Genomic DNA, 13,655 nt, shown 5'->3' with positions numbered 1-13,655 from the left:
TTTGCTCGCAGAGACGCAAAGGTTAATTTACTGGTGCTTAACATCTTGCTGAGATTATTTATCCTGCAGTATACTGCCACAAGTAAAAAAGTCTTGAGGTTGCGGGATCAACCGCAAAGCTGACATAGTGTTTTTTTGCTCGCAAAGACACAGAGACGCAAAGTTTAATTTTCTGGCGCTTAACATCTTGCTGAGATTATTTATCCTGTAGCACACTGCCACAAGTAAAAAGACCTTGAAAACGATATTGAAAACTTCGTCAGACTGAGCGAAGTCGAAGTCCCCCCAAAAAAAGTGGTCCTGCATACAAAAAATTGACTTCGCTTTGCCTGACGTGTCAAACTGAGCGAAGCCGAAGTCCCACAAAGCAAGAAAAAAGTCTTTTGAGGAATTTTTACTTCGCACAAAAGACTTTAAGGAAACTAACTAATACAAAACTGCTAAAATCAAATCAACACTAAGCTTTTGATTTTTGCTTTTTCTTTCTGCCCCACCAGATGTAAAATCCGGTAATTGGCAAACTGGCGCAGATTAAACTGCCGATGAAATAAATTATTTTGGTCGACAATCCTCCTATTGCACCAATATGAAGGCTGTAATTGGATCGCATCAACCAATCTGAAAAACGTTCATTACCAATATATTTTTCTGATTTTGGAAGTAATTCAAGCGTTTTGGAGTCAAAATACAGATCTCTCCAAATGCCTTTGTACATGTCCGTACAGGCGTAAAAATCTTCTTTCGGATCATCGGGAAAATGAATGATAACCGCTTCTTTGTTTTCTTTGGCAATTTCTGTCCGAACCTTTTTCCAAATAAAATCGACAGCAGTCAGTTTGTCTAATTGCTCTTTGGACAAGGGCTCTTTTTTAACCAAAACTGTCTGCTCTTTTGCCTCTGCCCATCCTCCACTAATCCAGTAAGTACTTTCCCTTAGCCAATGAAAACTCATTAACAATCCGGTAAAAGAAATCAACAATGCCAAAATGAGCACATAAAAACCCATTACATTGTGCAAATCATAATTGAGGCGTTTGAACTTAGCCTTCCACTTTATTTTAAAACTGCTGTTAACGGTTGTTTTGTTCCACTTTTTCGGAAACCACAATAGTAGTCCGCTAATCAATAAAAAGAAGAAAATAAAGGTTGCCCAGGCGGTTATCTGTGCTCCAATATCCCGCTCCAGCCAAAGATTCCGATGTCCCTCATCGATTATGTGAAAGAAATCTTCATGATCAACCATCCCGGTAATTTTACCGTTATAGGGGTTTACATAAATCAACGAATCCGATTCGATATCGACTTTAACTGATTTGTCTAAACCATTATACCAGAAACCATGAATTTCTTTGTTGGGCAGTACTTTTTGAACTGCTGCATAAATTTGAGAAGGGGGCAATAAGTGCTCAGGACTTTGAGCCTCAACATTGAGCCAGGGAGAGGTAAACTCTTTGATTTCTTGTTCAAAAACCAAAATACAACCTGTAATTGCCATGATAAATACAATTATTCCGGAAGCGAGTCCCAGCCATAAGTGCAGCCAGGCATTGATTTTACTAAAGCGTGATTTTCCTTTATTGGGCGGTTTACCTGTGCGGTTTTTAATAATATTCATTAAAATAGTAATTTGAAACTAAGACAAAATTTATAAATAAAACGGTTTGAGGATTTTTAGTAATCCTCAAACCGCTTAAAACTGTGGTAATTTAATAGGTAAGTTTACCAATTGAAGGCAAATAAAGACCTTCTTTAATAAGTGCACCCGCTTTTGCAGTACCGGTTGCAATATCAATTTGGTACACACGAGCCTGATCGCCTGTTACAAAACTTTTGTATGCTTTTCCGTTCTCTACAAACATACTTCCCAACCCGAAGAATTCATCTCCGCCATGATCCGGCAATCCTGTAACTGCTAAGATTGTTTTGGCAGATAAATCCAATATTGCCGATTTGAAAATTGTTTTTGTATTAAGGAAGCTGTACACAGAATTGGCAGCATCAACTTCGGTAGGGATATAAGAGATGAAAACTTTCTCTCCTCCTAAAGGATAAGCGGCAAGAACTTTACCTTTTAATGTACTTGACTGAAGATCGAAAAAGTAACCCGGGTCAAACTTGGCATCGCCTTTTCTAACACGTAAAACTCCTGATGAAACACCCGTAACCGGATAACCTCCTGCACGTGCATTAGACGAGAACGTATAAATATCCCCTGATTCTGTCTGAACAATTCCGGTATTGGTATAATAAAGACCAATTGCAGTTGTTCTGGCATCTTTTATGGTGCTTACATATTCTAAAGAAGGATATTTGTACACTCTCATAGTTGCATCAGATGATAGTACTTTATTGGTTCCGTCGCTTACATCTTTGGTATACACCGGAACAAAAAGCTTATCTCCTGAAACTGCCGCTCCTGTTGGCCAGTATAATATTTTTTTATTGGCCGGATTCACACTAAAATCATTGAACTTACGGGCATCGATAGAAACGGTAGCAGGGTTGTAAATCATCAATTCGTAATCAGATGAACTACCGTCCCAGGTAGCGCCAATATTGATCAGTTTTTTATCATCTGTATAACCTACAGCATAAGATGACTCGAAAGAAATCTTATCTCCCGCCCCCAGTTTTCCGGAATTGTTCAGACGAAACGATACCGACCCTTCGTCTTCTGTACTTAAGGCAAAAAATGTATTGTTCACAGGAAAACAACTTCCTCCCTGCTCAATTCCAACTCCTTTTGCACTAATTTCTCCGGTCATTAACTGATCAGTAGAATTAAAATCTAATATATACTGTGTATAATCGGCCAGCCAATAAGATGCTACATATTTAGTTCCGTTTACAGTTGGTGTTTCATCTTTAGAGGAATCATCACTGCTGCATGAAAAGATAGAGCATGACAGAAAAGCCAATGCAAAGCATTTTGCGAATTTGTTTACAAACATGATTATTATTATTTAGGATTATTATTTAAATTACTGTAGAAAGTATCTGAACTTCACTGAAAAAGCGCGCCCCGGTTTTTGAACCTTAAAATAGTCGTACACCTTTATATCGGTAATATTTCTACACTCGAAAGCCAAATTGTATTTGCCGTTTAAAAAAGAATAGGCAACCATAGCATTCTGAGTAAATTGTTCCGGAATAGCTTTTTTGGTTTCCAGACTTCCCAGTACCGGCCAGGTTAGATAAAAAGCATCTATATAATTGGCACTTACATTTAAAGAAAGTCTATCGTCCTGATGTCTGATGTTTTTAAAGTTAAAAGTCAGATCAGCGTTTCCGTAGAAGATTGGAACGTTAGGCAATTGTGCGTCATACAAGGCATCAGGACTGGTTGTTCCTGCTTTATATTTGTTTTTGTTAAGGCTCTTTTGATACGTTCCGTTTACTTCAAAATTTATTAAGTCTTTGTAGCCGTATCTAAAAACACCGTCAATACCTGTTATTTGCACGTTTTGAAGATTTTCAAAAACCGTTTTGTCTCCCTCCTGCTTTTCTCTGATAAAATCTTTTGCTTCTCTGTAAATGATACTCGTCTCAACATTAAAATGATTTTTGCTGTTGTGAGTATTAAAAGCCAGTCCCAGATTCGCGTTATCACTACTCTCAGGTCTTAATCCAATATTGCTGTTTACAGTAAGTCCGTCACCCAGCATTTCTGTAGCAGAAGGCAAACGATACGCATGCTCATAAGAACCTTTAATTTGAAATTTATCTGTCAAATGGTATGCTGAAGTAGCGCCATAACCATAATTTGTTGATGAAGAAGATTGCGTTATGTTATGGGCGATCATTTGAGTTGCTAAATCAAACATTTTACCAAAACCTGAAATAGCCAGTCGATTATCGAGACCGCTAAAATTATAACTTAAACCCAGAATATTTTTATCAATAGTAGGTTCTCCCAGTTGTACAACTTTTAAATACTCGTTTGTTTCTTTACGTTTGTAGCCCAAATAAGAGTAATTTACCGCTAACGAATGCTGCTCATTTAACTGGTATTTTAAGTTTGTTGTTACCTGTGCATTAGTCTCGTCGTAAACGTATATGGTTTTGTTCCCTAATTCGCCTTTATCATTGGCTCCTGCAAATTGTCTGTATATATAATTCCCTGTCCAGTCATACACTCGCGAAGAAGTATCTATCGAGCGGTTGTTTACTAAAGCATAAGTGGAGTTAATACTTAAAGACAATCCTTTAGTAAAAAGATCACTTTTTTTGAATTTCAAAGAGGTAATAAAACTTTGACTATCTGTAAAAGCCTGCCCTACTACTTTTTGCATTGTTCTTCCCTGCTGAATTTCTTTTTTATTGCCTGCAACGGCAAAACCAACAAGCAGATAATCGGCAAAACTCTTGTTTTTAAATCCTGCTTCTGCCATTATAGTTCCTGATTTATAGGCATCATGAAAATGCTTGTATTTTTGTTCCGGTAAAAACTTCGAGGTATTTTTATCCACCACACTTACATCTACCTTATAATCATTGTCGGCATAATTTGCAAAAGCGTTAATATTGGCAATAAAACCATCACGACCGGAGAATCTCGTATTTATTGCTGCTCTGTGGGTGTTAAACGATCCATAACTATAAGAAGCATCAATGTAACGGTTTACATTTTTATTGGTTACAATATTAACAGCTCCCCCAAGTGCATCCGCTCCTAACTCAATAGGAACAACACCTTTGTACACATCTATTCTCTCAGCCATGTTTACCGGAATATTATTCAGCGTAAGAGCTGAACCATAACTGTCCATAGGTACACCGTCCAAAAAGAATTTAACCTGATTCCCGGAGAAACCATTCAGTGAAAAATTAAAAGCCGATCCCAATCCTCCATATTCCCGAATGCGGACTCCTGTGGTTTTATTCAACACCTGATTTAAATCGGCTGACGTATTGTAGGTTTTCTTTAAATCTATGGCTGTAATATTATACGCCTGTTCTCGTACTCTTTGAACTTTGGACTTTCCCGTTACTGCAACTTCGTTTAAAGCTGCCATATCTTCTTCCATCGTAATATTCTGAGCAGGCTTTCCTCCCAGCTTTAGAAAAATCGCCGTTTCTGTGGTTTTATAACCCACATGTGTAACCAGCAAAACATAATTTCCCGGCTTGGCACTAATTTTATACTCCCCTTTATTATTCGTCAGTGTACTGTACTCTGTTCCTTTTAAAGCTACCGAAACTCCTTCGGCAGTTTTCCCAAGATGATTAACAATAACTCCTGTTAAATTTACTTTGTCCTTTTGTGAATACCCTTGAAGTGAAATAAAAAAAATGGCGATCAAGAGCATTAATCTACTTATTTGCATCTAATAAATTTTGGTTTGAAAATTAAATTAGCAACAAAATTAGGCTCTCAAAAGGTTTTTTCCAAGTTATTTTTAATTATTCTAAATAAGAATAGTAATTAACTTTTAAACAAAAGAAAACATAACAAACAGGGCAATCCTTAAAGAATAATTAAATTTTACTTAATCTTTCCTTAAGAAATCATGAGGCGAAAATTAAAAAATCCAGACTGACCGCTCTTCAAATTTTCAAAAAAGGGCAAAAAAAAGCCCGATTAGCATCTAATCGGGCTTTAAAAATTTAGACTATCGAATTAAAAATCCAATTCAGAAAGGGTCTCTTTTATCTCTTCGATAATTATTTTGATATCATTTTCAGTAGTGCGCCAATTGACAAAAGACGCTCTGATTCCTTTTCGGTTTTGATAAACCGTTGGCGTCATAAACACCTTTCCTGTGTCATTTAAATGCGTCAAAAACGTACTTACATGCTCCTGATTATGGTCTCCTTTTAATGTGAAACAAACGTTATTTAGTCGGATTGGAGCCAACAGTTCGAAGTTCTCGTCTTCGATAAGGGCATTTGCAAAATGCAGTGCCAATGCCGTACTTTTCTCTATGATGTCTTTAAATCCTTCTTTTCCGTAAGCCAATAAAGAAAACCAAACCGGTAAGGCTCTTAATCGGCGTGAATTTTCAGGCAATACGTTCAGGTAGTTAAAATTCTCCAGAGGATTCCCTAAATAAGGTGCATTAGAATTTTGGAACGTCTCGATTTGCAATCCAACATGTTCTTTTTTAATTAAATAAAAAGCACTTTCATAAGGTACGTTTAACCATTTGTGACAATCAATTGTAATACTGTCCGCACCTTCCCAGCCTTCTGTAAGATGTTTGAATTTTTCAGAAACCGCAGCAAAACCACCAAAAGCGGCATCAATATGCCACCAGAAATTGTATTTTTCTCTAAGTTTTGCAATAGCCGCAAAATCATCAAAATCGGCTGTATTAACAGTTCCTGCACTCGAAATCAGGATAAACGGCTCTCCGTTTAAACTTTCTATATTCTTCTGAAGGTCATCGATATCAATAGCTTCTCTATTACCTTCTGCGGTTTTAAGTACCGTATAATTGTTACTTCCAATCCCCAGCATCGATAATGTTTTTATGGATGACGAATGAGGTGTTGCAGTTAAGATAGGTATGGACCCGGAAACTCCGTTTTTAGCAAAATCTTTTCCTGACTGAGCACCAATCCACTGTCTTGCCACCCCTAAACAGGTAAAATTTGACATGGTTGCTCCAGTCACAAATCCCCCTAAAAAAGATTCTGGAAGCCCTAATAACTGTCGCAATAAATGAATAGTCTCAAACTCGATTAGGGCCGATGTCCCTCCCTGCGCTTTTACCGCCTGAGTATTCTGATCGTATACGGTAGACAACCAGTCGCCCACAATAGAAGCTGGCGTTGATCCTCCGGTTACAAAACCTAAATACCTTGGCCCCGGAGAAGCTACCATCAATGGTGCCAGTCTCTCCTTAAATTCTTCCAAAGCTCCTAATGATCCTAACCCAGTTTCGTTTAGTACTCGAGTTGGATCAATTGTGTTTTTACTGGAAGTTGGAACGTTTTCAAGATTGTCCAAAAACGCTATTCCGTGCTGTTTTGCTTTTTCCAGAATGTTTTCAAGATCGTTCAGATCATTTTGAAGTATTGAATTCATTGTAAACTACTTTTTTATGCTTCGCTGTAAGACTTCCTTGCTGCTAAAAATTAGCACACGGATTTTACAGGTTAAGCAGATTAACGCTGATTTTAGTATTAGATTTATTTGCTTTGGAAGACTAAAGCTACCACTTCGTTTTTTCGGAAAACCTCGAGACCACCATCGAACAAATGAGATCCCCATTGACATTTAGCAAAGTCGCTATCGGGTCGACGAGAGTTCCTAAAATCATGGCAACCGGCAGAGCTTGTTCCATTGGCAGTCCGTAAACTGTGATGGCCAGAACTTCTCCGATATAACCTCCATTTGGAATTCCTCCTTCTACAATTGAAACGATTACGGTAATTCCGAGCGCTAAAAGTATGGTCGAAGGTGCCGTGAAATCTTTTCCAAACATGGCAAAAAGAACGGTTATTTTTAGGATAGAGGACATACTCGAACCGTCTTTATGCAAGGGCGCTCCAAGCGGAATGACCAAATTGCGAACGTGCTTAGGAATGTTCATCTTCTCAGCGGCTTCCAGATTCGCAGGGATGGTGGCAATACTGCTGCAAGTTCCAACCGCAGTTAAAGCCGGTGTGATGTTATTGCTCCAAAATACCACAAAAGCTCTTTTCCCTCCGGCCACTAAGGCGTACAAACTGAAAAACACAAAGAAATAAAATATACAGGCCGCATAATAAACCCCTAAAGGCTTGGCATAAACGCCAAACAATTGCGGACCAAAAACTCCAACCTGATAGGCAAAATAAGCCCCCAAACCAATTGGAGCCAATTTCATAATGAGGTTCAAAAGCTGCTTCATGACTTCGTTACCTGAATCCAGAAAACTTCTGAAAGCGCTTCCTTTTTCTCCGGATTGCAGACTCGCAAAACCAATTAAAAAAGAAAAGATAATAAGCGCCAGCATGCTTTTTCGGGACAGTAATTCAAAGAAATCATTAACAGTAACCAGCTGTGCTATTTGCTCACCAATACTTCCTGATTGGATGTTTTCTATCGGGACTTTAGATAATATAATATTCTGATGGATTGGAAAAAGATATACTGCCAAAATCATTACAATTGCCGAAATTAAAATGGTGCTTAAAAAAACCAAAACCATGATTACAAACAGTTTTCCTAATTTCTCTGTTCTTTCCAGACTGGCGATTGAAGACGCAATGGTAAAGAAAATTAAAGGGATAATAGCCGTAAAGAGCAGGTTGAGGAAAATATCTCCCAATGGTTTTATGACCTCAACTTTTTCTTTGAAAACTAATCCTAAAATACTTCCAAGCAGGATTCCACCTAAAAGCAATAGAATACTGCTGTAACTTTTTAGAAAATCGATCTTTTTAATCTCCATAATTTTAAAGGATTATATTCAGAAATAGCAACATAAAATAAAGTCAATTAAATTACTCAAAAAATAAGTACTAAAATTAACTGTACAATTTTTTAATTCCAAAGAGTCAAATTACTCCGAAATCTATGAAAATATGCAAAAAAAATACTGTGAAGAAGATCAGGAGATCAACGTTTCCCTAATACCAAAGTAGTAAAAGCTCTGTCTACCAACTCCCCCATTTTACTTTTTACTTTTTCAGTCAGCGTTTCTTTATGCACGACTTGAAAAGCTGTTTTTTCAATCAAACTTTCCGCTTTTTCAGTACTGTAAAGATTGAATTCGAACTGAGTAAAAGGAAGCTGTTTCATAAAACTTTCTTCGGCAAAGGTGATGCAAAAAGTACCCTCCGGTTTTAAAACTCTGTAAATTTCTGAGAGTAACTTCTCTGGTTCCTGCCAAAAGTAAATGGTGTTTACCGTGAATATTTTATCAAAAGAGGCTTCTTCAAATGGAATATCGGTTCCGTTATAAAGAGAAAAGTGGGCCTGTTTTTTAGCTACAAAAGCGGCATTAATTTGCTGTGCTTCCTGACACATTAACTCCGACATTTCAAGTCCATAGTAAGTCAGATCCTCCGCTTGCTCTAGTACATACTCTAAATGTCCGGCATTTCCGTGACCTAATTCTAAAATTGTATTTCCCGATATTACGTGGAGATTTTGAACGGAATGGCACGTCATATTGATGTTGGTTTCATGCATCATATTCGCCATTTCAATTCCTTTTTCTCCTGTAGGATGCTTTAGCTGAGAGGCTATTGCCTGTAATTCTTCTTTTTTCATCATCTTTAAAATAAATTCAAAATTAGTCCTAAAAAGTAATTATCGGTAAAATTTTGTCATTTCGACTCTCCCTTAGGTCGAAATGACAAACTATATGCTTAAACTCTTAAAAAATCTGACTTGCAATCTGGCGGATATTCTCTGATTTTCCCATTGAATAATAATGTAAAACAGGAACTCCGGCAGCTTTTAATTCTAATGATTGCTGAATGGCCCACTCGATTCCGACTTGCTTGATTTCGGCATTGTTTTTACATTTATCTACAGCATCAATTAAATCCTCCGGCAAATCGATTCTGAAAATCTGTGGTAAAATCTGTAAATGTCGTTGAACCGCAATTGGCTTGATTCCCGGAATAATCGGAATTGTGATACCAATTTCTCTTGCTTTTTCTACAAAGGCAAAATATTTAGCATTATCAAAAAACATTTGGGTCACCACATAATCGGCTCCCGCATCTACTTTCTCTTTCAGTCTTTTTAGATCAGATTGTAAGGAAGGAGATTCCAAATGTTTTTCCGGATAACCCGCAACACCTATACAAAAATCGGCCTTATTATCAGCGTCCATTAATTCATGAAGGTATTTTCCGCTATTTAAGTCGTTGATCTGACGCACCAAATCAATAGCGTAACTATTCCCACCGGCTTTTGGTACAAAAGATTGTTCGTCTTTCATAGCATCCCCACGAAGTGCCATTACATTATTGATTCCTAAATACTGACAATCTACCAGCATGTATTCGGTTTCTTCCTGCGTAAATCCTCCACAAAGCAAATGTGGTACCGTATCAACATTGTATTTATGTTTTATAGAAGCACAAATTCCAAGCGTTCCCGGACGCATACGCGTTAGCTTTTTATCCAACAGTCCGTTTCCTTTATCAATATAGATATATTCTTCACGCGAAGTGGTGACATCAATAAATGGCGGTTTAAATTCCATCAACGGATCAATATTATCATACAATTCCTGAATGCTCTTCCCTTTTTGAGGCGGAATAAGTTCAAACGAGAATAATGTATTTCCTTTCGCGTTTTCTATATGTTCTGTTACTTTCATTTTTTAATTATGAGTTATGAATTATGAGTTTTGAAAAAATGGTGTAAAAAATCTGAATCAAAAAACATAAATCAAATATTGGTTGTTTCAAGTTTCAGGTTTCAGGTTGCCGTAGAAAACCTGAAACTTGAAACCTGAAACTTTTAGTTAATCTGCTATATTAGGGTTCAACCATTTCATTGCATAGTCGGTTGAAACATTGCGTCGTTTGGCATAGTCGACTACCTGATCCTCTTTTATTTTCCCAAGTCCGAAATATTTACTTTCCGGATTTCCAAAATAATATCCTGAAACGGATGAAGCCGGCCACATCGCCATGCTTTCAGTTAATGTTACCCCTATTTCTTTTTCTACATTTAAAAGTTTCCAGATTGTTGGTTTCTCCAAATGGTCAGGACATGCCGGATAACCCGGAGCAGGACGGATTCCTTTGTACTCTTCAGAAATCATTTCTTCGTTAGTCAAACTCTCATCTGATGAATATCCCCAGATTTCTTTACGTATTTTTTCATGAAGGTATTCAGCGAAAGCCTCGGCAAAACGATCCGCTAATGCTTTCACCATAATCGAATTGTAATCGTCCAGATCTTTTTCAAATTCAGCTGCCCATTCATCAACACCAAAACCAGTTGTTACACAAAATGCTCCCATATAATCCACTTTCCCGCTTTCTTTCGGAGCGATAAAATCGGCTAATGCAATATTGGGTGCGCCTTTTGTTTTTTGCGATTGCTGGCGTAAAGTCAAAAATGTCTGTAACGGTTTTCCGTTTTCATCTGTCAATTCGATATCATCATCATTGATCTGATTGGCCGGAAATATTCCGTAAATTCCTTTTGCAGATAGTTTTTTCTCTGCTAAAATTACTTTCAGCATCGCCTGCGCATCTGCAAAAACAGAAGTCGCCTCTTTCCCTACAACCTCATCTGTTAAAATTGCCGGATATTTACCAAACAATTCCCAGGTTCTGAAAAACGGTGTCCAGTCAATATACGGAACCAAAACATCTAATTCTACTTCAACAATCTGCTCTCCAATTATATTGGGTTTCACCGGATTGAAATTTTCCCAATCCAATTGTAATTTGTTTTTACGCGCGTCTTCAATGCTTAAGAAATTCTTATCTCTCGAACGATTCAAAAATGTTTCTCTAAAAGAATCGTACTCTGCACGAATATCGCTTGCATATATTTTACGGTTATGATCTAACAGATTTCCGGCAACGGTAACGGCTCTCGAAGCATCGTTTACGTGAATAACCGTTTCTCTGTATTGCGGTGCAATTTTCACGGCGGTATGCGCCCTTGAAGTGGTTGCTCCACCAATCATAATCGGAATTTTAATTCCTTGTTTGTCTAATTCTTTAGCCAAATACACCATTTCGTCAAGCGAAGGCGTAATCAATCCGCTTAGGCCAATGATATCTACATTGTGTTCTATCGCAGCAGCAATAATCTTCTCCGGAGGCACCATAACACCAAGATCTACAATCTCGTAATTGTTACAGGCCAAAACCACCGAAACAATGTTTTTACCAATATCGTGAACGTCTCCTTTTACAGTAGCCATCAGGATTTTTCCGTTTCCTTGCTTGTCTCCGGCCTGTTTACTGGCTTCGATATAAGGCAATAAATAGGCTACGGCTTTTTTCATTACACGTGCTGATTTTACTACCTGTGGAAGGAACATTTTTCCGCTTCCGAACAAATCTCCCACAACATTCATTCCGGTCATCAAATTGATTTCGATAACTTCAATGGGTTTTGTAGCAGCCAAACGTGCTTCTTCTACATCTTCTTCAATAAAAGCATCCACACCTTTAACCAGTGAGTGCGTAATACGCTCCTGAACGGTTCCCAAACGCCATTCCTGAACCGCTTTTTCATCGGATTTTACTTCTCCTTTTACGTTCTCGGCAAAATCTAAAAGTCGTTCCGTTGCATCGTCACGTCTGTCCAGAATCACATCTTCAACATGTTCCAGTAAATCTTTTGGGATGTCATCGTAAATCGAAAGCATTTCCGGATTCACGATTCCCATAGTCATTCCGTTCTTGATTGCATGGTACAAAAATACCGAGTGCATCGCTTCACGAACGGTATCATTTCCTCTAAAAGAAAACGAAACGTTACTTACCCCACCACTAATATGTGCATGTGGCAAATTATCACGAACCCATTTTGTTCCTCTGAAGAAATCCAGAGCATTCAAACGATGTTCTTCCATTCCGGTCGCAACCGGGAAAATATTCAAATCAAAAATGATATCCTGAGGCGGAAAATCAACTTTGTTGACTAATATATCATAGGAACGCTGACAAATTTCCACTCTTCGGTCGTAGTTATCAGCCTGACCTACTTCATCAAAAGCCATAATAATGGCTGCCGCTCCATAACGCTTGATTAATTTGGCGTGATGAATAAAGGCTTCTTCTCCTTCTTTTAATGAAATCGAGTTTACAACACTTTTTCCCTGTACTACTTTAAGACCCGCTTCAATGATTTCCCATTTCGAGCTGTCGATCATAATAGGCACTCTCGAGATGTCCGGTTCTGATGCAATTAAATTCAAAAATTTAGTCATTGCCTGAACGCCATCAAGCATTCCCTCATCCATATTAATATCGATGATTTGCGCCCCTCCTTCTACCTGTTGTCTTGCAATATCAAGTGCCTCGTCATATTTCTCTTCCTTGATTAAACGCAGGAATTTTCTTGAACCGGTAACGTTTGTACGTTCTCCAACGTTAACAAAAACACTGGTAGGTGTAATAATTAACGGTTCTAATCCTGATAATACAAGGTCTCTTCTATTTTCTGTCATTTTCTTTAAGTTACTGAGAGTCTAAGATGCTTAGAGTCTAAGTTTTTTATTCTATTTTCTTTTCTGCAAGGTTTTTAAAAACTTGTAGGTATATTCGTTTGTTACCGATATGTTGTTCCTAACGGAACATTTACTTCCATTTTGATTTTTCTATGTATTTGCAGGTTACACCTGCATCATATATATAATATTTAGTTTTTACAAAGCCAGCTTTAACAAGCGAAAGTGAATCCGGTTTTAATTCTTCTTCCAATACTATATAGTTTTCTTCTGGATTATTTAAGTCATATTTTACCTTGTAAAACTTATTAACAAGATCATAATCTCTACTTAAAACCGCGGACAAAATTTTTCTATCTGAATAGAAATAATACTTTAAATAATCTCTTTTCCCTTCATGTTCAATTCTAGTTGTAAATCCAATAGTTTCTCCTTTAAAAGTCTTTCCATACTTTTCAGATTCATCAGCATTTTTACGACTAAAAAGAATCATTAGCATTATTGCTATTATAAAACCAGCTGCTGCCAAATAATTTACTTTCGCATCATTTCTTTCACCCATAA

Annotated in this window: 9 protein-coding genes; all 9 read right to left on the bottom strand. The window is 37.5% G+C overall.

The window, feature by feature from the left end; translation table 11 throughout:
• Positions 1-457: 457 nt before the first annotated feature.
• On the bottom strand, positions 458-1,615 hold the full coding sequence (locus M4I44_RS07455; protein WP_249966940.1) for a PepSY domain-containing protein: 1,158 nt from the start codon (positions 1,613-1,615) through the stop codon (positions 458-460).
• 91 nt (positions 1,616-1,706) lie between these two features.
• A complete protein-coding gene (locus tag M4I44_RS07450) occupies positions 1,707-2,951 on the bottom strand; it encodes a DUF4374 domain-containing protein (RefSeq protein ID WP_017497271.1) in 1,245 nt (414 codons plus the stop codon).
• Between the two features lie 30 nt (positions 2,952-2,981).
• Complete coding sequence (locus M4I44_RS07445) at positions 2,982-5,327, bottom strand: TonB-dependent receptor plug domain-containing protein (protein WP_249966939.1); 2,346 nt, start codon at positions 5,325-5,327, stop codon at positions 2,982-2,984.
• A gap of 293 nt (positions 5,328-5,620) precedes the next feature.
• Positions 5,621-7,030 carry a pyridoxal-dependent decarboxylase gene (locus M4I44_RS07440; protein WP_249966938.1) on the bottom strand — a complete coding sequence of 470 codons (1,410 nt, stop codon included), beginning with the start codon at positions 7,028-7,030 and terminating at the stop codon, positions 5,621-5,623.
• A 127-nt stretch (positions 7,031-7,157) separates the two neighbouring features.
• Complete coding sequence (locus M4I44_RS07435; RefSeq protein WP_249966937.1) at positions 7,158-8,381, bottom strand: dicarboxylate/amino acid:cation symporter; 1,224 nt, start codon at positions 8,379-8,381, stop codon at positions 7,158-7,160.
• Between the two features lie 167 nt (positions 8,382-8,548).
• Positions 8,549-9,208, bottom strand: a complete 660-nt coding sequence (locus M4I44_RS07430) for a class I SAM-dependent methyltransferase (protein ID WP_249966936.1) — start codon at positions 9,206-9,208, stop codon at positions 8,549-8,551.
• A gap of 103 nt (positions 9,209-9,311) precedes the next feature.
• Positions 9,312-10,268, bottom strand: coding sequence for a methylenetetrahydrofolate reductase [NAD(P)H] (gene metF / locus M4I44_RS07425; RefSeq protein ID WP_017497276.1), 957 nt, complete (start codon positions 10,266-10,268; stop codon positions 9,312-9,314).
• Between the two features lie 147 nt (positions 10,269-10,415).
• A complete protein-coding gene (gene metH / locus M4I44_RS07420; protein WP_017497277.1) occupies positions 10,416-13,091 on the bottom strand; it encodes a methionine synthase in 2,676 nt (891 codons plus the stop codon).
• Positions 13,092-13,221: 130 nt separating this feature from the next.
• Complete coding sequence (locus M4I44_RS07415; RefSeq protein WP_249966935.1) at positions 13,222-13,653, bottom strand: hypothetical protein; 432 nt, start codon at positions 13,651-13,653, stop codon at positions 13,222-13,224.
• Positions 13,654-13,655 lie beyond the last annotated feature (2 nt).

The sequence above is a fragment of the Flavobacterium sp. B183 genome (assembly GCF_023539155.1).
Taxonomy (GTDB): Bacteria; Bacteroidota; Bacteroidia; order Flavobacteriales; family Flavobacteriaceae; genus Flavobacterium; species Flavobacterium tructae.
This window is presented reverse-complemented; position numbering and strand designations above follow the sequence as displayed.

Bases quoted from the DNA above. Each gene is read 5' to 3' on its own strand.
- metF (WP_017497276.1), bottom strand. From the start codon at position 10,268: ATGAAAGTAACAGAACATATAGAAAACGCGAAAGGAAATACATTATTC.
- M4I44_RS07440 (WP_249966938.1), bottom strand. From the start codon at position 7,030: ATGAATTCAATACTTCAAAATGATCTGAACGATCTTGAAAACATTCTG.
- M4I44_RS07450 (WP_017497271.1), bottom strand. From the start codon at position 2,951: ATGTTTGTAAACAAATTCGCAAAATGCTTTGCATTGGCTTTTCTGTCA.
- M4I44_RS07445 (WP_249966939.1), bottom strand. From the start codon at position 5,327: ATGCAAATAAGTAGATTAATGCTCTTGATCGCCATTTTTTTTATTTCA.
- M4I44_RS07435 (WP_249966937.1), bottom strand. From the start codon at position 8,381: ATGGAGATTAAAAAGATCGATTTTCTAAAAAGTTACAGCAGTATTCTA.
- M4I44_RS07415 (WP_249966935.1), bottom strand. From the start codon at position 13,653: ATGGGTGAAAGAAATGATGCGAAAGTAAATTATTTGGCAGCAGCTGGT.
- metH (WP_017497277.1), bottom strand. From the start codon at position 13,091: ATGACAGAAAATAGAAGAGACCTTGTATTATCAGGATTAGAACCGTTA.
- M4I44_RS07430 (WP_249966936.1), bottom strand. From the start codon at position 9,208: ATGATGAAAAAAGAAGAATTACAGGCAATAGCCTCTCAGCTAAAGCAT.
- M4I44_RS07455 (WP_249966940.1), bottom strand. From the start codon at position 1,615: ATGAATATTATTAAAAACCGCACAGGTAAACCGCCCAATAAAGGAAAA.